This window comes from Streptosporangium carneum (genome assembly GCF_027922005.1).
Taxonomy (GTDB): Bacteria; Actinomycetota; Actinomycetes; order Streptosporangiales; family Streptosporangiaceae; genus Streptosporangium; species Streptosporangium carneum.
In genome coordinates, this window is sequence record NZ_BSEV01000022.1 from 24741 (window position 1) to 49633 (window position 24893).

The window sequence follows — 24893 nt, forward strand, 5'->3', positions numbered from 1 at the left end:
GCGCCCCCCCCCCCCCGGGGGGCGGGGCCCTACGATCTGACGGGGAAGCACCGATCGAAGAGGGGCAGCGTGGGAGAGCTTCGAAGCAAGGCCGAGCACACCGAGGCCATCCTGACCGGACGCAGGATCTGCGTGGTGGTCAACACGCACTCGCGCCGGGGCCGCCGCCTCTATCCCCGGGTGATCGGCACGCTTCGCGCCGAGGGCTTCGAACCGATTCGCGCCTTCGCCGTGGTCGACCCCCGACGCCTGCGCGCGACGCTGGACGCGGCCCTGGCCGAGAGCCCGGACCTGCTCGTCGTGGGCGGAGGCGACGGCACGCTCAGCGCCGCCGTCAAGCACGTCGCACACCGCGACGTGGCCCTCGGCGTGCTGCCGCTGGGCACGACCAACAACTTCGCCCGCAGCCTGGGCCTCCCGCTGGACGTGCCGGGCGCGATCCGGGTGTTCAGCACCGGCAAGGTCGCCGACATCGACCTGGGCGTCGCCGGCGACAGGGAGTTCGCCAACCTGGCGAGCTTCGGCGTCTCCGTCGAGGTCGCGGGCAAGGTCAAGCCCTGGCTCAAGCGCCTTCTCGGACGCGCGGCCTACCCGCTCACCGCCCTGACGATCCTGCCCCGCCACCGCCCCTTCCGCGCCTTCATCACCGCCGACGGCCGCCGCCACGAGCTGCTCACCCACCAGCTCAACATCGCCAACGGCCGTTTCCACGGCGGCTGGCAGGTGGCCAGGGACATCAGCATCGACAACGGCAGGCTCGTCGCCTACCAGCTCGGCTCGGGCAAGCGCCTGCGCCTGCTGCTGGAGACCCTGGTGCGCGCGACCACGGGTCGCTGGCGCAGCCTCGCGGGCGGCCCCTTCGTCGTCGGCCAGGAGATGTACCTGGAGACCGACCCTCCGATGGCGGCCGACGTCGACGGCGAGGTTCGCCTGATGACCCCCATCACGATCAGGACGGTTCCCAACGGCCTGCGCGTGATGGTCCCCGCCCACTTCGTCGACTCCTGAGCCCGCCGCCGGCCCCTGAGCCCGACCGAGCCCCGAGCCGGGTCCTCCGGGCCCCGGGCCGTGACCGGGTTCCCGAGCCGTCGCCGGGGCGTCACCCGGCCGGTCGGGAGCCGGTTAGAAGCCGCCCTCCGGGGTAGGCGTCCTCCCCGAACGGTTGGAGGACGACATGACATCCCTGGTGGACAAGATCAGGCGTTACCTGGCCAGCCCGCAGGGGCGCAGGAACATGGAGAAGGCCAAGACGATGGCTCGCGATCCGCGCAACCAGCGCAGGCTGCGCGAGTTCGTGAACCGTTTCCGCTCGGGCGGGCCCCGCCGCTAGGTTCTGTTCGGTGGATCACTGAACGCTGAGCACGGGCCTCGCTGAGCCTTCGCGCCACGCGCGGTTCGTGCTCGGACGGTCCGCGCCGCCGAGGCGGCGCGGACCCTGCCGTTGAAGACCGCACGCCGGACCGAGCCGTCGGCCGGCGCGAGACCGATGACGACGGCACCGGCCGTGTCAGCGGATTCAGCAAGTGGGATCGAGTACCGGGTGCTCTCGGCGGCGAACCGGGCGGCACCGGACCTGACCACGAGTGGCCGCCACGAACCCGCGGTACGCCTACCGCCGGGAGGCGCGCAGGAACCGGTTGCGGAGCCTGTCGAGCAACAGGGGCTCCCGCCGCTCGGGGGCGAGTCCCTCGCGGGCCCGCCGCAGGGCGTCGAGCGCCTCGGCGGCGGAGGGACGGCCGGCGGGCGCGTGGTCGCGCATCCGCCGCAGCAGGTCCATCACCTCGGCGGGCACGCCGTTCGCCGGGATCTCCTCGTCGTTCCCCTGCGGCGGCAGCTCGCCGGTCAGCAGCTGGAAGGCGATCACCCCCGCCGCGTACACGTCGGCCGAGGCCGTCATCCGCTCCGGCCTGGCCTGGCACTCGGGGGCGACGTAGTGGATGTCCAGGACGTTGGGGAGCTCACCGGCCACGGTGTGCGCGCGGGGCCCGGGCTTGGCGTAGTCGAACCCGGTCAGCATCGCCCTGCCGTCCTCGGTGACGAGGACGCACGCGGGGTTGAGCGCGCGGTGGATGACGTTGTTGGCGTGGACGTGGGCCAGGCCGAGCAGCATGTCCTCGATCACGTCGAGCCTGGAGGCCGTCGACAGCGTCCGCCGCGACGCGGACAGGTGCAGGTGCAGCGCCTGGCCGTGCACGTCGTCGAGGACCAGGACGAACCGGCTCTCGTCGTCGATCGCGAAGAAGTCGCGGGAACGCACGACGCACGGGTGCGGGGGGATCCGGGTCAGCGACTGGTAGGCGTTGGCGATCAGCCGCCGCTCGGCGGCCCTGGGCTCCTCCTCGGCCAGCGGGTCGGCCCGGTACACCCGCAGCAGGACCGTCTCGCTCCCCGGGAGCGTCGCGTTGATCGCCCGGTACTCGGTGATGCGGTTGTCGCCGCCGAGCTGTTCCTCCACCTCCCAGTTGCCGAAGCGCGGCGGGGAGGTGGAGCGCCGCACGCTGCCGTTCAGCGCCTCGAGGATCGCGGTGCGGTACGGCGTCGCGTCCGGTGTGTACCCCCGCCTGACCCGGGAGACGTCGCTCAGCGTGCGGACCAGGCCGGGAAGGTCGGTGACGTGCCGCGAGTCCCGGCCCGCGGGGTCGACCAGCTCGGTGTCGGGGCCGGTCAGCACGACGACGCTGTCGACGTACACCCGCTCGAGCTCCCGGTGACTCTGGGTGAGCAGGCCTTTGAGCGCCCGCCCGTTGCCGCGCAGCTTGACCACCGGCGAGCCGAAGGCGTCCCGCCTCGAGGGGAACCAGCGCGTCCCGGCGACCTCGATGCGGCCCCTGGTTCCCTTGACGTCGATGAGGCAGAGCGAATGACGGGTCACGACGATCACGTCGACCTCGAACCCGTCGTCGTCCCGGGGCACCTCGATGTTGTGCAGCAGCAGCCAGTCGTCGGGCGCGTTGTCCCGCAGGTGTGCGACGACCCGCCTTTCGGCGTCGTTGACCGGGCGTCCGCCACCGACGATCTGTGCCATCTCTAGCGTGCCGCCCTTCCTCGCAGTGCCTGAAGTAGGGCAAGGGTCTCATGATCTCGCCTGTCCTACTTTTCCGCCACTCCGTGACGCCCGGCTCCTTCGGCCGGAGTGGACCTCGCGGAGTAGGCTCGGCCGGTGTGGAACCCATGGAGATCACCGCGGGCACGCTGCACCTGCGGCCGTGGAGCCTGACGGAGGCCGACGCCCTGGTGGCGGCGCTGGCGCTGCGCGATCCGGAGATCCGGCGCTGGGCCACCGGCTCCCTGGAGAAGGCCGACGAGAGGGCCTGGCTCGCCCAGCGCGTCGCCGACTGGGCCGACGGTTCCTCGCCCTCCTTCGCCGTCGCCGACGCGACGAGCGGCGAGGCGCTCGGCCATGTCAGGGTCAGGGTCGCCGGCGAGCGCGGAGAGGTCGGTTACTGGGTCCTGCCCGACGCGAGAGGGCGCGGCGTCGCGACCCGGGCGGTCGGCGTGGCCGGGCGGTGGGCCTTCGCCTTCCTGGGGCTGTCACGGCTCGACCTGCGGCACGCCACGGGGAACGCCGCCTCGTGCAGGGTCGCGGCCAAGAACGGGTTCGCCCTGACCCGGCTCCTGTCCGAGCCCTGGTGGGGCGGGGAGGGAGAGGAGACCGTCGAGTTCCATCTCCACACTCTTTCGTCTGTTTGATCTGCTCTGTCCGCGGGCGTCCGTACGGGCCGCCGACGTCCGCGCGGGCGCGGCTGACGGGGCTGACGGGGCGCACGCGGCTCCCCCGGTGAGTGCGACGTCCACGCTCACCGCCCTGACGCCGGGCGGGGGCCCCGCGGCGGCGCTCCGGCGGCCGCCGGGCCCCGTCCCGCGCGACGACCGGTGAGCAGGATGCCGCCGCCTGCCACGGTCGCGACGGCCGCGCACGCCACCAGGGTGGCGTCCGTTCCCGCGGACGGTCCCGCGCCGCCCACGACGGCGGCCATGAGGGCGACGCCGAGCGGCGAGCCGACGTAGCGGGCGGTGTTGCCCGCCCCCGCCCCCATCCCGGCCCGGTGCGGCGGCACGCTCTCGATCGCCAGGTGGGTGAGGGAGGAGTTGATCAGGCCGCTGCCGACGCCCGCGACGGTCAGGCCGAGCACGATCCTGACCCAGCCTGCGTGGTCCGCGGCCCCCAGCAGCAGGAGCGTGCCCGCCGCCGCCAGCAGCAGCCCGAGCCCGAGGCCGCCGCGGGCCGCCAGCGGCAGGCGGCGGGCCTGCAGGGAGGTCAGGAAGGACACTCCCGACCACAGGGCGAGCAGGGCCGCGCCGCCCAGCGGCGTCAGGCCGCGGGAGAGCTGCAGCACGGCGGGCAGGAAGCTCATCAGCCCGACCACCACGATCCCGACGACGAGCGCCCCGCCGGTGGCCAGGAGGAAGAGCGGGCGCAGGAACAGCCCGAGGTCGAGAAGCGGGGCGCGGCGGCGTCGCTCGACCGCCACGAAGAGGCCCAGCAGCAGGGCCGCGGCGGCGAAGGCGGCGATCACGACGGGGCGGGACCAGCCGCCGCGGCCCTCGGTCGTCGCGGTGACCAGCGCGGCCAGCCCCGAGGCCAGCAGGAGCGCGCCGGGCAGGTCGAGACGCCTCGGCTCGTCCGCCCTCGACTCGGGCAGCCGCCCGGCCGCGAGCACGGCCAGCGCCGCGGCCGCCGCGGCGACCACCCAGTAGACCGTCCGCCAGCTCGTCACCGCGGCGACCGCGCCGGAGATCACCGGGCCCGTGGCGATGCCGAGGCCGAGCATGGCCCCGTAGCGTCCCGTGGCGCGCAGGCGCTCACGCCCCTCGGGGAAGGCGTGCCCGACGGCGCCCAGGCTGGCGGTGAGCAGCCCCGCGCTCGCCGCGCCCTGGGCGAGCCTCGCCGTGACGAACATGGCGGTGTTCACCGAGAGGGCGGCCATGACGCTCGCGGCGGCCAGCGCCCACATCCCGGCCAGGTAGATCCGCCGCCGCCCGTAGTTGTCCGCCAGGTCTCCGGCGATCAGCAGCAGGGCCGCCAGGCCGAGCGCGATCGCGTTCAGCGCCCAGGCGGGCCCCGAGGGGCCCGCCCCGAGGTCGCGCGTCGTCTGCGGCAGCGTGACCATCGGGGCGGTGTAGTCGACGAGCACCAGCAGCGGCGCGGCGCAGGCGAGCGCGAGGGTGAGGGGCCGGGTGGCGCCGGAGCGGGCGTCGTGCGGGCGGCCGGCCGTGGTGAGCGTCATCGAGGCCCTCTTTCGGTTCATTCATTGAACTTACTTCGACCGTAGCACGAGAGGGTTCGGTGAATGAACTAGCATGGGGGTCATGGCGCTCGGCAAGAACTACGAAGGTCAGGACTGCTCGCTCGCCCGCGCCCTCGAGCTCGTCGGGGAGCGATGGACGCTGCTGGTCGTCCGCGACGCGCTGTACGGCGTCCGCCGCTACGGCGACTTCCTCGCCCACCTCGACATCCCCCGCGCCGTGCTCTCCCAGCGCCTCCAGGCCCTGGTCGAGGCGGGAGTGATGGAACGGCGCCCCTACCAGGACTCGCCGCCGAGAGACGAGTACGTCCTCACCGAGATGGGGCGCGAGCTGTGGGCCCCCGTCCACCTGCTCGCCCGTTGGGGCGAGCGCCATCTGTCCGCGAACGGCCCGCACCGGATCTTCGACCACCAGCCCTGCGGGACGCGGCTCGACCGCGACGGCCTCTGCCCGGCCTGCGGAGCGCGTCCCCCGCTGGAGGAGATCGAGGTCCGCCCCGGCCCCGGCGCGGACCGCACCCGTCAGGACCCGGTCAGCGTGGCCCTGCGCCGCCCCCACCGAATGCTGCGGCCGCTGCCCGGCTGAACCGGCACGCCGTCGCCGCCGGGGAAAGGACGGGCAACGCGCCGATCAATCGTCGTCGGCGAGAGGTTTGCCGTGGCAGGACGGGGTAGGCGCTTTCTCCTGTAGGGAGGAATGCCATGACCCACAACCCCAAGGACGCCCTGTCCACGGCCGAGCTGATCCGGCAGATGTCGGAGGAGGTCTCGCGTCTCGTCAGGGACGAGCTCCGGCTGGCCAAACTGGAGCTCGCCGAGAAGGGCAGGCACGCCGGGATCGGAGCGGGACTGTTCGGCGGGGCGGGCGTCGTGGCTCTGTTCGGAGGCGGTTCGCTGGTGGCCGCGGTGATCCTGCTGCTCGCCCTGGCGATGCCGGCGTGGGCCGCCGCCGCGATCGTGGGCGTGGTGCTCCTGATCGTGGCCGCCGCTCTCGGGTTCCTCGGCAAACGTCAGGTGTCCGAGGCCGTCCCGCCGGCTCCCGAGCGGACCATCGAGAGCCTCAAGGAGGACATCGACGTGGTGAAGGAGAGGGCGCACCGATGACCGAGACCGACCCGGAGAGGCCTGACCACGAGACTTTGGACGCGGGGACGGTCGGAGCCCGCAGGCAGGAGGTCGGCGAGTCCGTGAGACGGGACGAGGAGATGTCGTTGAACCTCCCGCCGAAGGCGCCCGGGGGCGTGCCCTCCGCCGACCTCGGTCTCCCGCCCTCGGAACTCGACGGCACGCCCCGGCTCGCCGAGGGGGCCACCGGCGGGGCGGAGCCGGAGCGCACGGCGTCCGCGGCCCCGGGCGCCGCGTCCGGGGCGTCCGAGGGCGGCCGGACGGCCCGCGCCGTGGAGGCGGGCACGGCGACCGCCGCGACGCCGGACGTCGCCGGGGCGGGAGAGGCCGGCGGCGGGGGCGCGCGCGGTAAGACAGACGACAGGACGAGCAAGGAATCCGTGCGACGGGACATCGAGAACGACCGTCGAGAACTGGGCGACACAGTGGAGGCTCTGGTGCACAAGACCGACGTCAAAGGCCGCGTTCACGAGACGGCCGCCCAGGTGGGCGACGAGCTGCGCCGGGTGGGCGCGGCGACCGCGACGACCGCGACCGAGGTGGTCAGCCGGGTCAGGGAGGCCGCTCCCGAGATGGTCGGCCGGGTCAAGGAGGTGACCCCCGTCGAGGTCAAGGACGCGGCGGAGAAGGTCACCACGCAGGTCGGCAAGCGTCCGGTCGCGACCGTCGCGGCGGTCGCCGTGCTGGCCCTGGTCGTGGTGCGGTTGCTGAGGCGCGGCAGGAAGAGGTAGCCGGGGGAGAGGCGGCCACCGCCCCGGCGCCCGCCGTCCCCCGGGTCCCGGGACCGGGGGACGGCGGGTGAAAGGTGGAAGAACACGGGGCGAAGCGCGGGACACGGGAGAGTTCACGGCACGAGGGCTGCGGACGGGCGGGGGACAGGCTCGGGCGCGCGCGAGCGCGGGGATAACCACAGGCGCGTATGCCGGGGTAATCTGGCCGTTTCCGGGTGGGCGGCGGACCCCCTCCTTTCCGCCCGCCCGGAATCCGCGCTCCCCGGCGCTCCGGACGGCACGTCGCTCCCGGAGCCGTCCCGCTGAACCGTTCAGGGGAACCGTACGTTGTGATCGGTGTGGGATTCGCGGACCTCGCCGGGACCGCCGGTGGGACGACCGTCGTCGGCGAGACCGCGGGCTCCCGCCGCAGCCGTGACACGGCCCACGGTCCCCCCGACCGTGGGCGTCCGAATCCGGAGCGAGCCGTACGCGCGCGGACGGCTCCGCCCGGCAGGAAACCCTGGAGGTCTCATGCGCCGTGCTCTCGGCCTCACCGCGGGTCTGGCCCTCGTCGCAGTCGCCCTTTCCCCGATCGCCCCCGCCGAGGCGGCCTGTCTCACCACCGCCAAGAAGTGTCAGCGGGACGCCCTGATCACCATCGACGTGGCGGCCAAGGCCACGCCTCGCGTGCCCCAGGGCGGGCGCGTCACCTACACCCTCGGTTACTCCATGAAGTGGATGGAGTCCTTCGCCCCCTACTGGGGCTCCTTCTGGGTGGGCGGCACGTTCCCCAAGGGGGCCAGGACCCCCGCGAAGGCCGCGCTCCTCGACAGCGCGGGCAGGCGGATCGCCACCCTTCCCTGCCGCAGGTACGCCGACGGCGTCTGGTGCCGGGTCCGCGGCGAGATCCCGCACCAGGGGAAGGTCGTCCTCACCGCCCGTCTCGCCCGCCACGGCGGGGGAGTCGCGCTGGCCAAGCTGGGCTTCGACAGCTTCGACGGGCTCAACGAGCAGGAGTTCGAACGGCGCGACGGCCGCCTCAGGTCTCGCGAGAAGTACTGCAACTTCCGCTTCACCAGGACCGTCACCACGACGGTGCACCCCTGAGGGAGGGGCGCCCCGAAGCCGGGGAGAGGGCCCTGGGCGGCGGCGCCGGGACGGCCCGGGGGTGCGAACCGCGGGCCCGGCGGCCCTCTCCTCCGGGCGGGGAACGCGATCGGCGGGCTCTGCCGTCGTGGTGAGGCCCCCGCGGTCAACGGCTCTTTGCCGCCCGGGGGGAGTCCGTTGCGGGAAGGTCGGGAACGTCTCGCGGAACGGCGGACCGCCGGCGTCAAGATCCCACCGTTCGGGGAGAGCTCCGTGACCGTGCGCGAGCCCGGCCTCGGCCGGTGCCACGAGGACTTCGAGGACCTCCCGCGATGGACTTCGAGCTGAACGACGAGCAGAGGCTGTTCCGCCGGACCCTGAGGGAGTTCGTCGACAGGGAGATCGTGCCGGTCGCCTCCGAGTGGGAGCGGGCGGGCCGCTGTCCCGCCGAGATCGTCGAACGCCTCAAGGAGATGGGGCTGTTCGGGATGACGATCCCCGAGGAGTACGGCGGGCTCGAGCTTGACCGGGTGTCGTTCGCGCTGGTCTTCGAGGAGATCTCGCGCGGGTGGATGGGAGTGGCCGGGTTGCTCGGCTCGCACTCACTGGCCTCCTGGATGATCGCCAGGTACGGCACACGGGAACAGCGTGACGCCTATCTGCCCGACCTGGCCACCGGCGCCCGCCGTACCGGGATCGCGCTGACCGAGCCCGCCGCGGGCACCGACCTGCAGGGGATCCAGACCCGGGCGGTCCTTGCCGACGACCACTACGTGGTCAACGGCGTCAAGACGTGGATCACCGACGCCCGTCACGCCGACCCGATGCCGGTCCTGGTCAAGACCTCCGCCGCGGAACCCGCGCACCGCGGCATGTCCCTGCTCCTGGTCGAGGCGGGCGTCCCGGGCTACACCGTCAGCCGGGACCTGCCCAAGCTCGGCTACAAGGGCGCCGAGACCTGCGAGATCGCGCTGCGGGACGTCAGGGTTCCGGCCTCCGCCCTGCTCGGCGGGGTCGAGGGCCGGGGCATGCAGCAGGCGCTGTCGGCGCTGGAGCTCGGCCGTGTCAACATCGCCGCCCGCGCCGTCGGCGTCTCCCAGTGCGCCTACGACGCCGCGCTGGCCTACTCGCGTGAGCGCCGCGCCTTCGGCAGGCCCATCTCCGACTTCCAGGCCATCCAGCTCAAGCTCGCCGACATGGCGACCGAGATCCAGGCGGCCAGGCTGCTGACCTACTGGGCGGCGACCCGCTCCGAGAGCGGCACGGCGACCGCGGAGGCGGCGATGGCCAAGTACTTCGCCTCGGAGGTCGCGCTGCGGGCGTCGGTGGAGGCGATGCGGATCCACGGGGGCTACGGCTACTCCCAGGAGTTCGTCGTGGAGCGCCTCTACCGTGACGCTCCCCTGATGGCCATCGGCGAGGGCACGAACGACGTCCAGCGAATGGTCATCGCCAGGTCGCTGATCGCCGGCATCGCCAAGGTCGGCTGGTGACGGGCGGAGCCCGGCCGCGCCGCCCCTCGCCCATTAAATGATCTACATAGTAAAGGGGTGAGGGCGGTCAATCCGATGTCCGTCGAAGAGGCGTTCACGGACGTGCGAAGATAGGGTCCCGGACGTGGAACCCCTCGTCGCCGTGCTGCTCGTGGCCGCCCTGGTCGGCGTCCCGGCCCTGGTGCTGTCGCGCGTGCTGCGCGGAAGACGTGAGCTGGGCAGCAGCCCCGCCGAGCGCGCCACCTTCGAGACCCTGCACACCGCCTCTCTCGCCGCGCCGCCGCTGCGGGCGGGGCTGACCGAGGCGGGCACCCAGAAGGCCTCGCGCCATCTGCGGGAGCTGCTCGGCTCCCCGGCGCTGGCGATCACCGACGAGCAGCGGCTGCTGGTCTACGACGGAGAGGGCGACCACCACGCTCCCGACGCGTTCGCCCACGCCGCCAAGACCCTCGCCGGAGGCCGCACGCAGGTCCTCGGCCCCGAGGTCGTCTCGTGCGAGGTCCCCGAGTGCCCGATCAGGTACGCCGTCGTGGTGCCGCTCACCACGGACGGCAGGGTGGTCGGCTCGCTGGCCGCCTACGGCGGGCACGCCTCGGCGGGCCTGGTGCGGGCCACGCACGAGGTGGCCAGCTGGGTCGACTCCCAGCTGGAGCTGGCCGAGCTCGACCGCTCCAGGACGCGGCTGATGGAGGCGGAGGTCCGCGCGCTGCGCGCGCAGATCTCCCCGCACTTCATCTACAACTCGCTGACGACCATCGCGAGCTTCGTCCGCTCCGATCCCAACCGCTCCCGCGAGCTGCTGCTGGACTTCGCCGACTTCACCCGCTACTCCTTCAGGCGGCACGGCGAGTTCACCACGCTGGCCGAGGAGCTGCGTTCCATCGACCGCTACCTGACCCTGGAACGCGCCAGGTTCGGCGACCAGCTCCAGGTCACGCTGCGGATCGCCCCCGAGGTGCTCGCGGTCGCCGTGCCGTTTCTGTGCCTGCAACCGCTGGTGGAGAACGCGGTGCGGCACGGCCTCGAGAGCAAGCCCGGCGTCGGCCGCATCTCGATCGTCGCCGAGGACGCCGGCTCCGAGTGCCGGATCAGCGTCGAGGACGACGGCGTCGGCATGGAGCCCGACCGGCTGCGCCGGATCCTGGCCGGTGACGCCGACGAGCGTTCGGGGACGGGGGGAGTGGGCCTGGCCAACGTCGACGAGCGCCTGCGCCAGGTCTACGGCGACGAGTACGGCCTGGTGGCCGAGACCGGCAAGGGCGCGGGCACCAAGGTCAGCGTCCGCCTGCCGAAGTACCACCCCGGCGTCTCCGCCCACTGACCCGTACGGCGGGCGGCCCGGCGGGCCCGGAGGAGGAGGTGGAAGGAGGGAGGCCGGTGCGGATTCCCGGGGGGCGCTCCCGTCGTCCGTCCGGTCGCGCGGACGCTTCCCCGGGATTTGGCGGGTCAGGAACTGTTGACAGTTGATGTCTGATTCATCACCCTCTAGGGACTCCCACCTTGACGATCCGGAGGAGCGAGCGTGACCGGCCTGCGTGTTCTGGCGGTGGACGACGAGCTTCCCGCCCTGGAGGACCTGGCCTACCTGCTGCGGGACGATCCGAGGATCGAGGAGGTCTCCCAGGCGAGGGACGGGGCCGCCGCGCTGCGGGTGCTGGACCGGGCGATCGCCGACGGCCGGCCGATCGACGCGGTCTTCCTCGACATCCGGATGCGCGGTCTGGACGGGGTGGTGCTCGGCAGGCTGCTGTCGCAGTTCGTCAACCCGCCCCGGGTGGTGTTCGTGACGGCCTACGAGGAACACGCGGTGGACGCCTTCGAGCTCAAGGCGGAGGACTACCTGCTCAAACCGGTCAGGCCGGAGCGGCTCGCCGAGGCCGTCCGCCGGGTGTGCGTCTCGGCCGAGCTGCCGGACGGCGACGGCTCGGGCCGCGCGGACCCCGGGACCATTCCGGTTGAGCTGGGCGGTGTGACCCGGTTCGTGACGAGCACCGAGGTCCGTTACGTCGAGGCGCAGGGCGACTACGCGCGCCTGCACACCGCGGGCGGCAGCCACCTGGTCCGCATCTCGCTCGCGACCCTGGAGGAGCGGTGGTCGTCCGCGGGGTTCGTGCGGGTGCACCGCAGTCATCTGGTCGCCGTCAAGCACATCGACGAACTGCACATCGACTCGGGGCGCTGCGTGGTCCGCATCGGCGAGACCGAGATCCCGGTCAGCCGCCGCCACACCCGCGAGCTGCGCGACCTGCTGGTCCGCAGGGCGCGCAAGGGCCGCTCGAACGAGCCCCGAATGAGCCCCGAATGAGCAGGGCGTCGGCGTCCGGGGGCCCTGAGCCGCGAAGGCCGCGCCGGGAGGTGGTCACCAGCCCCCGCACCACGGCCGCCCGTCATCCCCGCTACCCGGCGACCAGGGAGATCGACGAGCAGACCCGCCTCGGCGAGGTCTACATGCGGTCGCTGGTGCGCACCCAGTTCAGGCTGGCGTTGTTCGTGTGCACCGTGCTCGGCTGCGTGGTCGGCGGGCTGCCGCTGCTGTTCCTGCTGGTGCCGGAGCTGCGGGGGGTCCTGGTGCTGGGGATCCCCCTGCCGTGGGTCGTGCTGGCCGGCCTGATCTACCCGGGGTTCGTCACCGGGGCCTGGCTCTACGTACGGCAGGCGGAGCGGAACGAGCGTCACTTCGCCGACCTGGTCGACCAGGCCAGGTGAGCACCGCGTACGGCGTGACCGCGGTCGTGCTCGTGATGCTGGCCGCGGTCCTGATCGGGACGTTCGGCATCCGCCTGTCGCGGACCACCTCCGACTTCTACGTCGCCTCCCGCACGGTCTCCCCGCTGTGGAACGCCTCCGCCATCGGAGGGGAGTACCTGTCGGCGGCGAGTTTCCTGGGCATCGCCGGGCTGATCCTCCTCTACGGCGCGGACATGCTGTGGCTGCCGGTCGGCTGGACCGGCGGCTACCTGGTGCTGCTGGTCCTGGTCTCCGCGCCGCTGCGCCGTTCGGGCGCCTACACGCTCCCCGACTTCGCCGAGGCGCGCCTGGAGTCGATGGCCGTGCGCCGGATGGCCGGGGTGCTGGTCGTGCTGATCGGCTGGCTGTACCTGATGCCGCAGTTCCAGAGCGCGGGCCTGGTGTTGCGGGCCATCACCGGGGCGCCCGACTGGGCGGGAGGGCTGCTGGTCGCGGTCGTCGTCGCGGTGAACGTGCTGTCGGGCGGCATGCGGTCCATCACGTTCGTGCAGGCCTTCCAGTACTGGCTCAAGCTCACCGCCCTGGCCGTGCCGCTGGTCTTCCTGCTGCTGGCCTGGCGGGCGGACGGCGCGCCCGGCCTGACGGCGGGGGACGCGGCGGGCTGGGCGCTTCCGCTGTCCAGCGGCAAGGAGTACGGCCTCTACTCGACCTACTCGCTGATCCTGGCCACCTTCCTGGGCACCATGGGGCTGCCGCACGTGCTGGTGCGCTTCTACACCAACCCCGACGGGCGGGCCGCGCGCCGTACGACGCTGGCGGTCCTGTCGCTGCTGGGCGCCTTCTATCTGATGCCGGCCGTCTACGGGGCGCTGGGCCGGATCTACCTCCCCGGCCTGCGGGGCAGCGACATGGTCGTGCTGACGCTGCCGGGGCGGCTCGTCGGGGGAGCGGCGGGCGACCTGCTGACCGCGCTGGTGACGGCGGGGGCGTTCGCGGCGTTCCTGTCGACGTCCTCGGGGCTGACCGTCTCGGTCGCGGGGGTCATCGGCCAGGACATCCTCAAGGGCGGGGTGCGCTCGTTCCGCGCCGCCGCGGTGGTCGCGGTGGTCGTTCCGCTCTGCCTGGCCGCGACGGCCCGTTCGCTGCCGGTCGCCGACGTGGTCGGGCTGGCCTTCGCGGTCTCCGCCTCCTCCTTCTGCCCGCTGCTGGTCCTGGGCATCTGGTGGCGACGCCTGACGTCGGCGGGCGCGATGGCGGGCCTGGTCGTCGGTGGCGGGCTGGCCTGCGGCGCGGTGCTCATGACGATCGCGGGAGGACCGCACACCGGCCTGACCGGAGCCCTGCTGGCCCAGCCCGCGGCATGGTCGGTGCCGGTCGCCTTCGCTGTCATGGTCGTCGTCTCGCTGCTCACCCCCGCCCGCATTCCGCCGGGCGTGGCCAGGACCATGGTCCGTCTGCACACGCCGGAGACCTTGGATCTCGACCGTGGTGACTGGCATCCACGCTCATCTTGACTTGATCCATTACATCTGTCGAAATGATCTGTAATATACGGAAGGTCCAACTAGTCGAGTGATGTAAGGAGCGCGCGCGATGGGCAACAGCAACTCCAACGGCCAGTCGCTTCTCAAACCGGACGGTTTCCAGCTGGAGGACAACTTCTCCGTGACCCTGTCCGAGAGGGTGCTCCTCGACCAGTTCTTCACCGTCCGGTTCGCCCCGACGGCGATCTGACAGGGATGGCACGCGCCCAGAGGGAGCGCGGCACCGGTCCCACCGGAGCGCTCGCCGTCATCGAATCGGTCCTCGCCGACCGCGGCCTGTCGACCGAGCTGGTCTCCGGGGGCCCCGCGGAGTTCCCCGTGCACCGCTGCACCGTCCGAGACCCGCAGGGCCGCCGGGTCACCGCCTCCCTCGGCAAGGGGGCGGGCGTCCAGAGCAGGGTCAGCGCGCTGTTCGAGGCCTGGCAGCACCTGCAGCACGAGGAGGGGCAGGCGGCGCTCGCCCGGGACCGTCGCCGGGTGCGGACGATGTCCGTCACGGCCGTGGTCTCCCAGCCCGAGCTGCGCGGGGAGGAGATGATCCAACGGCTCGCCCGCGACTACCCCGACGCCGACCTCGCCTGTCTGTGCGCCGAGCCCCTGGGGCCGGGGCGGTCCTCGCTGTGGTACCCGGCCTTCTCCCGGTCGCCCTCCTGTCGCAGCCACCCCATCCCCGGCGACGATCTGCGCTACGAGCCGTATCTCCGCTACGCCTACGACAACGGCACGGCCGCGGGGGTCACCGAGTCGGACGCGCTCCTGCACGGCCTGCTCGAGGTCGTCGAGCGCGACGCGCTGTCCCACGCCCTCCTCGAGTGGTACCTCGACGGCGGGTCACGTCTCTCCGCGCTCGACCCCGAGCTTCTCCCGCCGGACCTGCGACGCCTGCACGGTGAGGCCGCGGTCCATCTGGGAGCGCTCCCGATCATCATCGACATCACCTCGGACCTGGGCATCCCCGCCTACTGCGCGCTTCCCTCACGCGCCGGCCCCCACCCCGGGGTCATCGGCTCAGGGGCGTCGCTCGATGCCGAGTACGCGGTCGAGCGGGCGCTGACCGAGGTGATCCAGTCGTCGTTCAACCTGTCGCTCGGCGTGGACCTGACCCTGGGGCGCAGGCTGGAGAGCCTGCGGCGCTGGCCGCTGCTCGAACGCTGCGCCCGCCTCGACCCCGCTCCGCTGATCGGCCGCCTGGAGTTCGACGCGCGGTTGCCGGAGGCCGGGCCCGAGGGCGTGGACGAGCAGATCTCCGTGATCCTGGAGACGCTGGAGCGCGCCGGGTTCGCGGCGTACTCCTTCCGCTGGAATCCCGAGCACGACAGGTGCCCGGTGCTCACGGTGATCGTTCCCGGGATGGAGACGTTCTCCATGGTCCACAGCGCCGTTCCGGTCCTTCCCACGGGGCGGGCCGTACGGCGTCTGGCGGCCCCCCGGTGACGCGGCCGTCCCGCCGGGCCGCACGCGCCTCACGGCTGAGGCGGGGGTAGAGAACCGCTTGGCGCACAAGAGCGACCTTTCACCGCAAGTCATCCCCACTTGAACGCGGAGTGACGACGCCTGGGCGAAGAGTCCCTCTCCGGGGCTCCTCGCGGGGTAACGTCCCCTCCTACGTTGTCCGTGATCCAGATCACATTCGCGGGAGGTCCGATGACCACCAGGCAGCATGACTCATCGGTGTACGAACGGATAGAGGGCGAAGAGGGCTTCCAGGAGCTGAGGCGGCGTTTCCGCTCCTGGGCGTTCCCGATGACCGCGGCGTTCCTCGCGTGGTACCTGCTCTACGTGGTGCTGTCCGGCTGGGCACGTGACTTCATGAGCGTCAAGCTGGTCGGCCACGTCAACGTGGCTCTCCTGCTGGGCCTGCTCCAGTTCGTCTCGACCTTCTGGATCGCCTGGGCGTACTCCCGTTACGCCGAGCGCAGGCTCGACCCGCTGGCCGACGAGATCCGTCACGAGGCCGAGAAGGAGACCGCGTGAGCCAGCAGACCCTGTCGACCGTCCTCTTCCTGATCTTCGTCGCCGCGACGCTGGGGATCACCCTCTGGGCGAGCCGCAACACCAAGGACGCCACCGACTTCTACGCCGGCGGACGATCCTTCAGCGGTGTGCAGAACGGCCTGGCGATCGGCGGCGACTACATGTCGGCGGCGAGCTTCCTGGGCATCGCGGGCATCATCGCCCTGTCGGGGTACGACGGCTTCCTGTACTCGATCGGCTTCCTGGTCGCCTGGCTGGTCGCGCTGCTGCTGGTGGCCGAGCTGATGCGCAACTCCGGCAAGTTCACGATGGCCGACGTGCTGGCCTTCAGGATGAGCCCGCGTCCGGTCCGCACCGCCGCGGGCGTCTCGACCATCACCGTGTCGATCTTCTATCTGCTGGCCCAGATGGTCGGCGCGGGCGCGCTGGTCGGCCTCCTGCTCGGCGTCACCTCGCCCACCGGCAAGGCCCTGACGATCGTCGGCGTCGGCCTGCTGATGATCGTCTATGTGGTCGTGGGAGGCATGAAGGGCACCACCTGGGTCCAGATCGTCAAGGCCGTGCTGCTGATGGGCGGCGCGGCCCTGATCACGCTGCTGGTGCTCGGCAAGTACGGCTTCAACCTCTCCTCGCTGCTCGGCGAGGCCGCGGCGAAGAGCGGCAAGGGCGAGCAGTTCCTCATCCCCGGCCTGAAGTACGGCACCGCCGCGCAGGGCATCGCCGGCAAGATCGACCTGATCAGCCTGGGCCTGGCGCTCGTCCTGGGCACCGCGGGCCTGCCGCACATCCTGATCCGCTTCTACACGGTTCCCACCGCGAAGGAGGCCCGCAAGTCGGTCCTGTGGGGCATCGGCATCATCGGCGTCTTCTACCTGCTGACCCTCGTGCTCGGCTTCGGCGCGGCCGCGCTGGTCGGCGGTCAGACGATCGCGGCACAGGACAAGGCGGGCAACACCGCCGCGCCGCAGCTCGCCAAGGCGATCGGCGACGCCATCTTCGGCAGCGTGGGCGGCACGATCCTGCTGGCGATCATCGCGGCGGTCGCCTTCGCGACCATCCTGGCGGTCGTCGCGGGCCTGACGCTGGCCTCCTCGTCGAGCTTCGCCCACGACCTGTACGCCCATGTGTTCAAGCGCGGCGACGTCACCGAGAGGGAGGAGGTCACGGTCGCCCGGATCTCGGCCTTCGTCATCGGCGCGGTCGCCATCGGGCTCGGCATCCTCGCACAGGGGCAGAACGTGGCCTTCCTGGTCGCGCTGGCCTTCGCGATCGCCGCCTCGGCCAACCTGCCCGCCATCCTCTACAGCCTGTTCTGGAGGCGCTTCAACACCGCCGGGGCGGTCTCCGCCATCTACGGAGGCCTGCTCTCCGCGCTGATCCTGGTGATCTTCTCCCCGGTCGTCTCCGGCAGCGCGACCTCGCTGTTCCCCGACGCCCACTTCGCCTGGTTCCCGCTGAGCAACCCCGGCATCGTCTCGATCCCCCTGGGCTTCCTGGCGGGCTTCCTGGGCGCCAGGCTCAGCAAGGAGTACAACCCGGCCAAGTACGCCGAGATCGAGGTCCGCTCGCTCACCGGCATCGGCGCGGAGAAGGCCGTCCAGCACTGAGCCGGATCCGGCAGGTGAGCCGCCCCGAACGATTCCGGGCGGGGCAGGGCCCGGCCCGCCGGCTCAGGGGCCCGGCCGCGTGAGGCGGCCGGGCCCCTCACGCGGCCGGGTCCTTCCGTGAGCGGCGGACCGGGCCCTTGAGCGGCAGGCCGGGCCTTGCGCGAGAGGGCGGGGCCGGGCCCGTCAGCGGAGGTCTCGCCCGGGCCCGCCCGCTGACGGGCCGTTCCGGTCCGTCAGCGTGAGGCCTCGTCCAGCAGGGACAGGTCGCTCTCGCTCAGCTTCAGCTCCGCGACCGCGAGCAGCGGCCTGAGCTGCTCGACGTCGCGGGCGCTCGCGATCGGGGCGGCCACCGTCGGCTGGGCGGCCAGCCAGGCGAGGGCGACGGCCGCCGGGGCGACGCCGTGCTCGGCGGACACCCTGTCCAGGGCGTCCAGCACCCTGGGGCCCCGCTCGGTCGACAGATACTCCGAGGCCGAGCCCGCGCGGGGGCTGTCGACCTCGACGCCGGGGCGGTACTTGCCGGTCAGGAAGCCACGGGCCAGGCCGAAGTACGGCGTGCTGGTCAGCCCCCCGGCGGCGACCGCCTCGCGCAGCGCGCCCTCGTAGCCTCGCTCCATCAGGTTGTAGTGCTGCTGCAGCACCCCGTAGCGGGCCAGGCCCTCGCGCTCAGAGATCTCCAACGCCTCGCCGAGCCGCTCGGCCTCGTAGTTCGAGGCGCCGATGTTGCGCACCTTGCCCTCGCGGATCAGGGCGTCGAACGCGCCGAGGGTCTCCTCGAGCGGCGTCTGCCTGTCGTCGACGTGGGCCCAGTACAGGTCGATGTGGTCGGTCCGCAGCCGCCGCAGCGAGTCCTCGACGGCCAGGCGGATGTTCGCCGCCGACAGCCCGGGACGGCCGCTCAGCGAGCCGACCTTGGTCGCGACCACGATCCGGTCGCGGTTGCGCCGGGAGGCCATCCACTCGCCGAGAACGGTCTCCGACTCCCCGCCCGAGTTCCCGGGAACCCATTCGGAGTACGAGTCGGCGGTGTCGACGAAGTTGCCGCCCGCCTCGGCGTAGGCGTCCAGCACGGCGAAGGAGGCCTCGCGGTCCGCGGTCCATCCGAACACGTTGCCGCCCAGGCAGAGCGGGAAGAGGTTCAGCTCAGAGATGCTCATGCGGGTCAGCCTATTTGCCGGATGATCGTGAATCTCACCGGGACCCTCGCCGAGCCGTACGGGCGTCGTCGTGCGCCACGCCCGGGAGGAGACGGCCGGGGTTCCCGTGGCGCCGGACGCGAGACCTGACGGGACGTACGGCGCTGTCCCCCCTACGGCATGGAAATCCGCGCTGCTCGGAGGCTATCGTCGGGCTGTGGGCAGCCTCAGACAGCGCTCAGGCACATCCAGGCGCACGCGCGACGCCTCCGACCAGGAGACTCAGGACGCGCGCACGCGCATCCTCGACGCCGCGGAGAGACTGTTCGCGGGAGGCGGTTACGAGGCGACCCCGACGGCGGAGATCGCCCGTCTGGCCCGCGTGCCCAAGGGACTGGTCTTCCACTACTTCCCGAAGAAGATCGACGTGCTGGTCGCCCTGATCGACGAGCGCACGCTCGTCGAGGAGGCTCCCGAGGTCGAGGCCGTCCCCGGTGACGCGGCGAGAAGCCTGTCGCGGCTGGCCCGCAGGCTGCCGCTCAGAGCCTCCCCGGCGATGCGCCGCATCCTGTTCCGCGAGGCGGACACCCACGGCTCGGTCCGGGACCGGCTCGGAAGGCTGAACGGCGAGATCATCCGGCGGGCGCGGTTCGCCCTGGAGCTGGCGCTGCCCACGCCGCGCGGCGACGCCGCCCGGCTCGAGGTGGCGGCCGTCACCTTCGCCGCGGTGCTGCTTCACCAGGAGAACCTCTGCCAGCTCACCGGCCACCACATCGACCCCGACGCCGTCGCGGAGCTGATCGCCCACGCGCTGGGGTGACGGCGGGGACCCGCCGCTCAGGCGTGGGCCATCCGGGTGGCCGGGCGGGGACCGGCCAGTCCCACCAGCTCGTCCATCGCCTCCTGCAGGTGGCCCATCAGCCGCCACACGTCCTCGACCCGGTCGGGGCAGGCGACGACGCCGAAGTCCAGCGAGCCGTCATAGGAGAAGCAGGTGATGTTGAGACCGCCGCTCATGTCGCTCAGCACCGACATCGGGTAGTAGGCGAGCAGCCGGGCCCCGCACAGGTACAGCGGCAGCTGCGGCCCCGGCACGTTCGAGACGATCAGGTTGATCGGCGGCAGCACGATCGAGGCCAGCCGGAAGACCGCCGGGGTCGCGAGCGCGCTGAGGGCCGGGGGCAGCACCGAGGACAGCTCACCGAGCCAGGTGGCCGGCGAACCGGCGAACCTGCGCTTGGCCGCGCGCATCGTCCGCCCCATGACCCGCAGGCGCTCGACGGGAGAGACCACGTCCGTCGGCATCGGAGTGATCATGACGGAGAGCCGGTTGCCGACCGTGTCCGCGCCGTCGTCCGCGCCCGCCGTGTCCGCGGTGTTCGCCCTGCTCGCCGTACGGACCGCGACCGGGACGGCGGCGATCAGCGGCTGGTCCGGCAGCGCGTCGTGCTCCAGCAGCCAGGCGCGCAGCGCCGAGGCGCACACCGTCATCACCACGTCGTTGAGGCTGATCTCGAAGGCCCTGGCGACGTGCCTGACGTCCGCGAGCGGGATCGAGCCGTAGGAGAAACGCCGTTCCGCGCTGATCGGACCGTTGAACGGCGTGCGCGGGGCGGTCAGCGGGGGCAGTTCGGGCAGCTCGGAGGGGCCGCCTGAGATCGCCCTGGCGGCCTCGGCGACCAGCCGCGCGCCGGGCAGCGCCGAGGCGACCGGGATCGCGTCGAGGTCGGCCGCCATCCTGCCCAGCGCGCGCAGCGCCCTGGCGGGGTGCGCCACGAGCCGGGCCGCCGCCACGGCGAGCATCTCTCCCGCCTCCGGGGTCTCGCTCGCGGGCGGGGGCGTCGACGGCGGTTCGACCGCGCGGGGCTCAGGGGTGAGGTCCAGCAGGGCGGCCAGCGTCTCCGCGCCCGTGACCCCGTCGACGACGCAGTGGTGGACCTTGGCGTAGAGCGCGACCCGTCCGCCGGTCAGGCCCTGGATGAGATGCATCTCCCACAGTGGACGGCTCCGGTCGAGGTGCCGCTCGTGGAGCCGGGCGACCCGCTCGGCCAGCTGGGCGTCGTCGCCGGGCAACGGGAGGGTCGTCTCGTGGACGTGGTCGGCGACGTCGAGATCGGCGACCTCCTCCCAGTACGGACGGTCGAGGCCGAACGGCACGTCGACCAGGCGCAGGCTCAGCGCTGGAGCCAGGTGCAGCCGCTCGCGCAGCAGGCCGATCAGGGCCGCGCGCGTCACGGCGCCCGTGGGAGCGCAGGCCGGGTCGAGGATCGCGACGCCGGCCACGTGGGTCGTGGTGGTCGCCGATTCGGCGTGGAGGAACTGCGCGTCGAGGGCGGTCAGCTGGCGCATCGGTCAAACCTTCTGACGAAAGGCTGGAAAGCTGGTCACGGTCATCATCACTCCGCCTCGTTTCCGCCTCGTCTCGTCGGGTCGACTCTCGGAGTCTTCCAGACGACGCCCGATGGTCCGGCCGCCGGTTCCGGTGTGATGTCCCGCATTACCACTCAATACGTACGAGGTACAGGGAAGACATCCCACACAGGTCTGGAGAGGTAAGAGTTACGTATTCGAATGACATGAGCCGGTTCGGGCTTCCCCGACGCGGTGGTCAGTCGTTCACGACCGTCACGGGGTGGCGCACGACGCCGTCGAAGAGGTAGCCGTACTCGTTGTGCGGGGTGCGCAGGGGCTGGACCGCGCCTGTCTCGTCCGAGGCACGGGCGAGCAGGGTGTGCGGTCCGGACCGGCGGGGATGCCAGGTGACGTGCCAGCGGGTCCAGGCGGACACGACATGAGAGCCGCGCAGCTGGGCGGGCCGCCAGGCGCTTCCGCCGTCGAAGCTCACCTCGACCCCGGTGATCCTGCCGTTGCCCGACCACGACCGTCCGTGCAGCACGTGCGGGCGTCCGGCGGTGAGGGTGGCCTCCCAGGACAACTCGAAGGCGCTCCTGATCCCCTGGGCGGTCAGCGGGTCGCCGCCCTCCGGCGGGTAGGCCTCGCCGAACATCCGGTAGAAGTCGGTGTTCCAGGGGGAGCTCAGGGGGGAGGTCGAGACCTCGATGTCGCCGACCCATTTGATCGAGGCCAGGCCGATCCAGGAGGGGACGACCAGACGCACGGGGTGGCCGTGGTCGGGGGGCAGCGGCCGGCCGTTCATCTCGTAGGCCAGGATCACGTCCTTGAGCGCCTTGGACACCGGGATCGGGCGACGCACCCGGCCGTGGTTGACCCCGCCGGCGACGTACTCCGCGTCGAGCCCCCTGGGCATGACGTCGACGGCGTCCGGGGTCAGCCCCGCCCGCCGGAGCACCGTGGCCAGCCGCGCCCCGCGCCAGCGGGCCACCCCGATGCCGCCGAGCCGCCACGGGGTGCCGGAGGTCGGTCGGCCCTGCTGGGCGCCGAAGAAGCTCCGGCCGTTGCCCGCGCACTCGATCGCCGCGTCCATGGTCACGGAGGGCAGCGCGAGCAGATCCTCGTAACCGAGGCTTCCTGGGGCGCTCAGCCCGGAGCCGTGCAGTTCGAGACGCCAGGTCGCCGCGTCGATGATCGGGGTCGAGGTGTGGCTGCGCACGAAGAAGCGGTCGTTGGGCACGTGGTAGCCGACGCCGCGCATCGCCTCCCAGCGCATCTCCGCGTTGGTGCCGTGCGGGACGAACAGCTCGGGGGGCAGCGGTTTGACGATCGGCGAGGCGACGTGCCGGAGCCGGTCACGGGTTCGCCCGGCGGGGGTGCGCCGGTGAACGGCCTCGTCGTCCAGGTTCTCGTACGGCATGCGGCACCTCCTGTTCCGCTACACCCATTCCCTATCGGGAAAGCATGTAATTTACGAAGGAGGGTGACGGTTCTGTGACCCTCAGCGACCTAGGAAGGTTAGCAGCCGTTCCAGCGGCCAGGCGTTGATCACGTCGTCGGCGGTCAGCCAGGCGCGTTGTGCGATGCCGATCCCGAAACGCTGGTTGGCCAGATGGGGAACCGCGTGGGCGTCGCTGTCGATGGAGAACCGCACGCCGTGGTGGTGCGCCAGCCGCACCAGGTCCGAGGGGAGGTCGGAACGGTCGGGAAAGGAGTCGATCTCCATCGCGGTGCCGGTGCGGGCGGCGGCGCGGAAGACCTCGTCCCAGTCGGCGTCGACCGGGGGCCGCCTGCCGATCCTGCGCGTCGTGGGGTGGCCGATGATGTGGACGTGCGGGTTCTCGCACGCGGCGACGAACCTGCGGGTCATCTCCTCCCGCGACTGGGTGAAGTGGGAGTGCACGCTCGCCACGCACACGTCGAAGCCCGCCAGCACCTCGGCGGGCCAGTCGACCGAGCCGTCGGGGGCGATGTTGAGCTCGGTGCCGTGCAGCAGCCGCATGTCCGGATAGCTCGCCTGGAGCCGCTGCAGCCGCTCCCGCTGTTCCAGGGCCTTGTCCAGGGTCATCCGCTGCATCGCGAGGTCGGGGGCGTGGTCGGTCACCGCGTAGTAGGAGTGGCCGCGCGCGTGGGCGGCGGCGACCATGTCCTCCAGCGAGGCGATGCCGTCGGTCAGGTCGGTGTGGGTGTGCAGGTCGCCCCTGAGGTCGTCCTCGGTGACCAGGACCGGCAACGCGTCCCTGAGCGCGGCGGCGATCTCCCCGCCGTCCTCCCGCAGCGTCGGAGGGATCCACGGCATGCCGAGCGCCCGGTAGACGTCCTCCTCGTGCTCGGCCGCGACCACCCGGTCACCGTCGAACAGGCCGTACTCGGAGAGCTTCCAGCCCTTCTTCACCACGATCTCGCGCAGGTGCACGTTGTGCTCCTTGGAACCGGTGAAGTACTGCATCGCCGCCCCCCACGACCCGGCGGGAACCACGCGCAGGTCGACCTGGAGGCCCTCGTGGGTGCGCACGGAGGTCTTCTTCTCGCCGGAGGCGATGACCTCGGCGACGTACGGCATGGCCTTGAAGTCGTCCATCATGCTCACCGGGCCGACCGCCAGGATGTCGATGTCGCCCACGGTGTCCTTCATCCGGCGCAACGACCCCGCGTAGGCGATCCGCTCGGCGGGCAGCGAGGCGACGATCCGCTCGGCCAGGTCCATGGCCACGCCGACGTGCACCCTGGCGCTGGTGCGCTCCAGCTGCTCGATCCCCTTGAGCAGGTTCTCCTCGGTCTTGGGGCCGAAGCCCTTCACCCCCCGCAGCCGCCCCTGGCCGATGGCCTCCGCGAGGGCCTCGGGGGAGTCGACGCCGAGCTCCTGGAAGAGGAAGACGGCCTTCTTCGGCCCGAGGGAGGGGATGCGGGTCAGCCGCCGCACCCCTTCCGGGACCTTCTCCCGCAGGTCGTCGAGCTGCCGGAAGCCGCCCCTCTCGAGGTACTCCTCGACCTTCTTGGCGATCGCCTCTCCGACGCCGGGCACGCTCCGCACCGCGGTGGCCGCGATGTCCTCGGGGAACCCCGCGATCGCCTTGGCAGCCTTCTGGTAGCTGCGCACCCGGAAGGCGTCGCCGCCCGTCATCGCGAACAGCTCGGCGTACTCCTCGAGGGCGGCCGCCACAGCGTCGTTAGCTCGTGCCATGGTCAAAGCCTAGGAGATCACACCGACACTTCCCGAAGCACTTCCCCGCGGGCCCGGTCCCTCCCGCGCCCGCGGAGACGATCATCCTCGGGGGCGTCTCACAGCGCGCCGCCGATGGCGCACGCCCGGCACGGGGGCTGCCCGCAGGTGCACTGCATGATGGCGTCGAGAACGTTGTGGTCGTGGTACAGGCACTGGTCCCTGCAGGTGTGGCGCGGGATGAACCCCGCCTGGATCTCGTCGGGCCACGGCTCCTCGCCGTTGCGGCAACGGACGAACTGCTCGGGATCCTCCGAGTGCAGCCCGTGCATGTTCGCCCTGGCCTGGGTCTCCAGTCCTCGCGCCTGCGCCACCACGGTCTTGAGCTGAGCGACGAGGCCGGAGTACCGGTCGTCGCCGGTTCGCACGTGCGCGGCCTGCAGCGCCATCACCGCGTTGCCCAGGAACCGGCTGGCGTCCTGAAGGTCCGTGGTGTGGTGCATTTGGATGCCTGTCACGCCTCGTACCCAGACGGCGTCGTTGTTCATAGATCAACCTCTCGAAGTGGCAGGCGTTCATCCTCGTTCTGGAGTTGCCCCGACTCGGTAGACGCTTCAGCCTTTTCGGCTACATAGCAGCATAACTGTATTTTTGCGTGTTCTTGAGTGTACGTCGACACTCACACCGGAAGCCGTCGGGCGCGAGCGGCGGCACGGTCGTGAAGGTTCGCCCGGCAGGGCCGGTGTGGCCCGCTCCGCCCTGGACC

At 71.9% G+C, this 24893-nt stretch carries 24 protein-coding genes; 17 read left to right on the top strand and 7 right to left on the bottom strand.

Annotation, left to right across the window (positions count from 1 at the left end; genetic code table 11):
• Nucleotides 1-69: 69 nt before the first annotated feature.
• Both PKF00_RS33065 and PKF00_RS33070 read left to right on the top strand, forming a co-directional pair.
• Nucleotides 70-1008, top strand: coding sequence for a diacylglycerol/lipid kinase family protein (locus PKF00_RS33065; RefSeq protein WP_271221639.1), 939 nt, complete (start codon nt 70-72; stop codon nt 1006-1008).
• 166 nt (nt 1009-1174) lie between these two features.
• Nucleotides 1175-1330, top strand: a complete 156-nt coding sequence (locus PKF00_RS33070) for a hypothetical protein (protein ID WP_271221640.1) — start codon at nt 1175-1177, stop codon at nt 1328-1330.
• Between the two features lie 279 nt (nt 1331-1609).
• Here PKF00_RS33070 and mads6 read toward each other — a convergent pair whose 3' ends face one another.
• Nucleotides 1610-3025 (bottom strand): methylation-associated defense system protein kinase MAD6, encoded by a 1416-nt coding sequence (gene mads6 / locus PKF00_RS33075; RefSeq protein WP_271221641.1) that lies wholly within the window; start codon nt 3023-3025, stop codon nt 1610-1612.
• Between the two features lie 146 nt (nt 3026-3171).
• Here mads6 and PKF00_RS33080 point away from each other — a divergent pair, with 146 nt between their 5' ends.
• Nucleotides 3172-3690: a GNAT family N-acetyltransferase gene (locus PKF00_RS33080; RefSeq protein ID WP_271221760.1), complete on the top strand. Its 519-nt coding sequence runs from the start codon at nt 3172-3174 to the stop codon at nt 3688-3690.
• Between the two features lie 107 nt (nt 3691-3797).
• On the opposite strand, the gene PKF00_RS33085 is transcribed toward PKF00_RS33080, so the two are convergent.
• Nucleotides 3798-5249 (bottom strand): MFS transporter, encoded by a 1452-nt coding sequence (locus PKF00_RS33085; RefSeq protein ID WP_271221642.1) that lies wholly within the window; start codon nt 5247-5249, stop codon nt 3798-3800.
• 61 nt (nt 5250-5310) lie between these two features.
• On the opposite strand from PKF00_RS33085, the gene PKF00_RS33090 reads away from it, so the two are divergent.
• From PKF00_RS33090 to PKF00_RS33150, 13 genes are all read left to right on the top strand, one after another.
• A complete protein-coding gene (locus PKF00_RS33090) occupies nt 5311-5832 on the top strand; it encodes a winged helix-turn-helix transcriptional regulator (protein ID WP_271221643.1) in 522 nt (173 codons plus the stop codon).
• Between the two features lie 116 nt (nt 5833-5948).
• Nucleotides 5949-6350 carry a phage holin family protein gene (locus PKF00_RS33095; RefSeq protein ID WP_271221644.1) on the top strand — a complete coding sequence of 134 codons (402 nt, stop codon included), beginning with the start codon at nt 5949-5951 and terminating at the stop codon, nt 6348-6350.
• Entirely contained in the window at nt 6347-7102 is a 756-nt protein-coding gene (locus PKF00_RS33100) for a DUF3618 domain-containing protein (RefSeq protein ID WP_271221645.1), read from the top strand. Before PKF00_RS33095 ends, PKF00_RS33100 begins: the two co-directional genes overlap by 4 nt.
• 513 nt (nt 7103-7615) lie before the next feature.
• Nucleotides 7616-8191, top strand: coding sequence for a hypothetical protein (locus PKF00_RS33105; protein WP_271221646.1), 576 nt, complete (start codon nt 7616-7618; stop codon nt 8189-8191).
• Between the two features lie 311 nt (nt 8192-8502).
• The gene (locus PKF00_RS33110) at nt 8503-9663 is read left to right on the top strand and encodes an acyl-CoA dehydrogenase family protein (RefSeq protein ID WP_271221647.1); all 1161 of its coding nucleotides are present in this window, start codon (nt 8503-8505) and stop codon (nt 9661-9663) included.
• A gap of 124 nt (nt 9664-9787) precedes the next feature.
• Nucleotides 9788-10984: a sensor histidine kinase gene (locus PKF00_RS33115; RefSeq protein ID WP_271221648.1), complete on the top strand. Its 1197-nt coding sequence runs from the start codon at nt 9788-9790 to the stop codon at nt 10982-10984.
• Nucleotides 10985-11185: 201 nt separating this feature from the next.
• A complete protein-coding gene (locus PKF00_RS33120; protein ID WP_271221649.1) occupies nt 11186-11968 on the top strand; it encodes a LytR/AlgR family response regulator transcription factor in 783 nt (260 codons plus the stop codon).
• On the top strand, nt 11965-12369 hold the full coding sequence (locus PKF00_RS33125) for a hypothetical protein (RefSeq protein WP_271221650.1): 405 nt from the start codon (nt 11965-11967) through the stop codon (nt 12367-12369). Before PKF00_RS33120 ends, PKF00_RS33125 begins: the two co-directional genes overlap by 4 nt.
• On the top strand, nt 12366-13865 hold the full coding sequence (locus tag PKF00_RS33130) for a sodium/solute symporter (protein ID WP_271221651.1): 1500 nt from the start codon (nt 12366-12368) through the stop codon (nt 13863-13865). Before PKF00_RS33125 ends, PKF00_RS33130 begins: the two co-directional genes overlap by 4 nt.
• Before the next feature lie 79 nt (nt 13866-13944).
• Entirely contained in the window at nt 13945-14085 is a 141-nt protein-coding gene (locus tag PKF00_RS33135) for a hypothetical protein (RefSeq protein WP_271221652.1), read from the top strand.
• A gap of 5 nt (nt 14086-14090) precedes the next feature.
• On the top strand, nt 14091-15329 hold the full coding sequence (locus tag PKF00_RS33140) for a YcaO-like family protein (RefSeq protein ID WP_271221653.1): 1239 nt from the start codon (nt 14091-14093) through the stop codon (nt 15327-15329).
• 210 nt (nt 15330-15539) lie between these two features.
• The gene (locus PKF00_RS33145; protein WP_271221654.1) at nt 15540-15869 is read left to right on the top strand and encodes a DUF485 domain-containing protein; all 330 of its coding nucleotides are present in this window, start codon (nt 15540-15542) and stop codon (nt 15867-15869) included.
• A complete protein-coding gene (locus PKF00_RS33150) occupies nt 15866-17476 on the top strand; it encodes a monocarboxylic acid transporter (RefSeq protein WP_271221655.1) in 1611 nt (536 codons plus the stop codon). The genes PKF00_RS33145 and PKF00_RS33150 overlap by 4 nt, the downstream gene beginning before the upstream one ends.
• 233 nt (nt 17477-17709) lie before the next feature.
• On the opposite strand, the gene PKF00_RS33155 is transcribed toward PKF00_RS33150, so the two are convergent.
• On the bottom strand, nt 17710-18633 hold the full coding sequence (locus tag PKF00_RS33155; protein WP_271221656.1) for an aldo/keto reductase: 924 nt from the start codon (nt 18631-18633) through the stop codon (nt 17710-17712).
• A gap of 196 nt (nt 18634-18829) precedes the next feature.
• On the opposite strand from PKF00_RS33155, the gene PKF00_RS33160 reads away from it, so the two are divergent.
• Nucleotides 18830-19432: a TetR/AcrR family transcriptional regulator gene (locus PKF00_RS33160; RefSeq protein ID WP_271221657.1), complete on the top strand. Its 603-nt coding sequence runs from the start codon at nt 18830-18832 to the stop codon at nt 19430-19432.
• Between the two features lie 17 nt (nt 19433-19449).
• On the opposite strand, the gene PKF00_RS33165 is transcribed toward PKF00_RS33160, so the two are convergent.
• The 4 genes from PKF00_RS33165 to PKF00_RS33180 form a co-directional block, all read right to left on the bottom strand.
• A complete protein-coding gene (locus tag PKF00_RS33165; RefSeq protein WP_271221658.1) occupies nt 19450-20961 on the bottom strand; it encodes a WS/DGAT/MGAT family O-acyltransferase in 1512 nt (503 codons plus the stop codon).
• Between the two features lie 259 nt (nt 20962-21220).
• Entirely contained in the window at nt 21221-22384 is a 1164-nt protein-coding gene (locus PKF00_RS33170; protein WP_271221659.1) for a sulfite oxidase, read from the bottom strand.
• Nucleotides 22385-22465: 81 nt separating this feature from the next.
• A complete protein-coding gene (gene polX, locus PKF00_RS33175) occupies nt 22466-24148 on the bottom strand; it encodes a DNA polymerase/3'-5' exonuclease PolX (protein ID WP_271221660.1) in 1683 nt (560 codons plus the stop codon).
• Between the two features lie 98 nt (nt 24149-24246).
• Nucleotides 24247-24675 carry a hypothetical protein gene (locus PKF00_RS33180; RefSeq protein ID WP_271221661.1) on the bottom strand — a complete coding sequence of 143 codons (429 nt, stop codon included), beginning with the start codon at nt 24673-24675 and terminating at the stop codon, nt 24247-24249.
• Nucleotides 24676-24893 lie beyond the last annotated feature (218 nt).

What these genes read in the sequence shown, in the direction of transcription:
- PKF00_RS33070 (WP_271221640.1), top strand. Translation starts at nt 1,175, where the DNA reads ATGACATCCCTGGTGGACAAGATCAGGCGTTACCTGGCCAGCCCGCAG.
- mads6 (WP_271221641.1), bottom strand. Translation starts at nt 3,025, where the DNA reads ATGGCACAGATCGTCGGTGGCGGACGCCCGGTCAACGACGCCGAAAGG.
- PKF00_RS33080 (WP_271221760.1), top strand. Translation starts at nt 3,172, where the DNA reads ATGGAGATCACCGCGGGCACGCTGCACCTGCGGCCGTGGAGCCTGACG.
- PKF00_RS33085 (WP_271221642.1), bottom strand. Translation starts at nt 5,249, where the DNA reads ATGAACCGAAAGAGGGCCTCGATGACGCTCACCACGGCCGGCCGCCCG.
- PKF00_RS33090 (WP_271221643.1), top strand. Translation starts at nt 5,311, where the DNA reads ATGGCGCTCGGCAAGAACTACGAAGGTCAGGACTGCTCGCTCGCCCGC.
- PKF00_RS33095 (WP_271221644.1), top strand. Translation starts at nt 5,949, where the DNA reads ATGACCCACAACCCCAAGGACGCCCTGTCCACGGCCGAGCTGATCCGG.
- PKF00_RS33100 (WP_271221645.1), top strand. Translation starts at nt 6,347, where the DNA reads ATGACCGAGACCGACCCGGAGAGGCCTGACCACGAGACTTTGGACGCG.
- PKF00_RS33105 (WP_271221646.1), top strand. Translation starts at nt 7,616, where the DNA reads ATGCGCCGTGCTCTCGGCCTCACCGCGGGTCTGGCCCTCGTCGCAGTC.
- PKF00_RS33110 (WP_271221647.1), top strand. Translation starts at nt 8,503, where the DNA reads ATGGACTTCGAGCTGAACGACGAGCAGAGGCTGTTCCGCCGGACCCTG.
- PKF00_RS33125 (WP_271221650.1), top strand. Translation starts at nt 11,965, where the DNA reads ATGAGCAGGGCGTCGGCGTCCGGGGGCCCTGAGCCGCGAAGGCCGCGC.
- PKF00_RS33135 (WP_271221652.1), top strand. Translation starts at nt 13,945, where the DNA reads ATGGGCAACAGCAACTCCAACGGCCAGTCGCTTCTCAAACCGGACGGT.
- PKF00_RS33140 (WP_271221653.1), top strand. Translation starts at nt 14,091, where the DNA reads ATGGCACGCGCCCAGAGGGAGCGCGGCACCGGTCCCACCGGAGCGCTC.
- PKF00_RS33145 (WP_271221654.1), top strand. Translation starts at nt 15,540, where the DNA reads ATGACCACCAGGCAGCATGACTCATCGGTGTACGAACGGATAGAGGGC.
- PKF00_RS33155 (WP_271221656.1), bottom strand. Translation starts at nt 18,633, where the DNA reads ATGAGCATCTCTGAGCTGAACCTCTTCCCGCTCTGCCTGGGCGGCAAC.
- PKF00_RS33165 (WP_271221658.1), bottom strand. Translation starts at nt 20,961, where the DNA reads ATGCGCCAGCTGACCGCCCTCGACGCGCAGTTCCTCCACGCCGAATCG.
- PKF00_RS33170 (WP_271221659.1), bottom strand. Translation starts at nt 22,384, where the DNA reads ATGCCGTACGAGAACCTGGACGACGAGGCCGTTCACCGGCGCACCCCC.
- polX (WP_271221660.1), bottom strand. Translation starts at nt 24,148, where the DNA reads ATGGCACGAGCTAACGACGCTGTGGCGGCCGCCCTCGAGGAGTACGCC.
- PKF00_RS33180 (WP_271221661.1), bottom strand. Translation starts at nt 24,675, where the DNA reads ATGAACAACGACGCCGTCTGGGTACGAGGCGTGACAGGCATCCAAATG.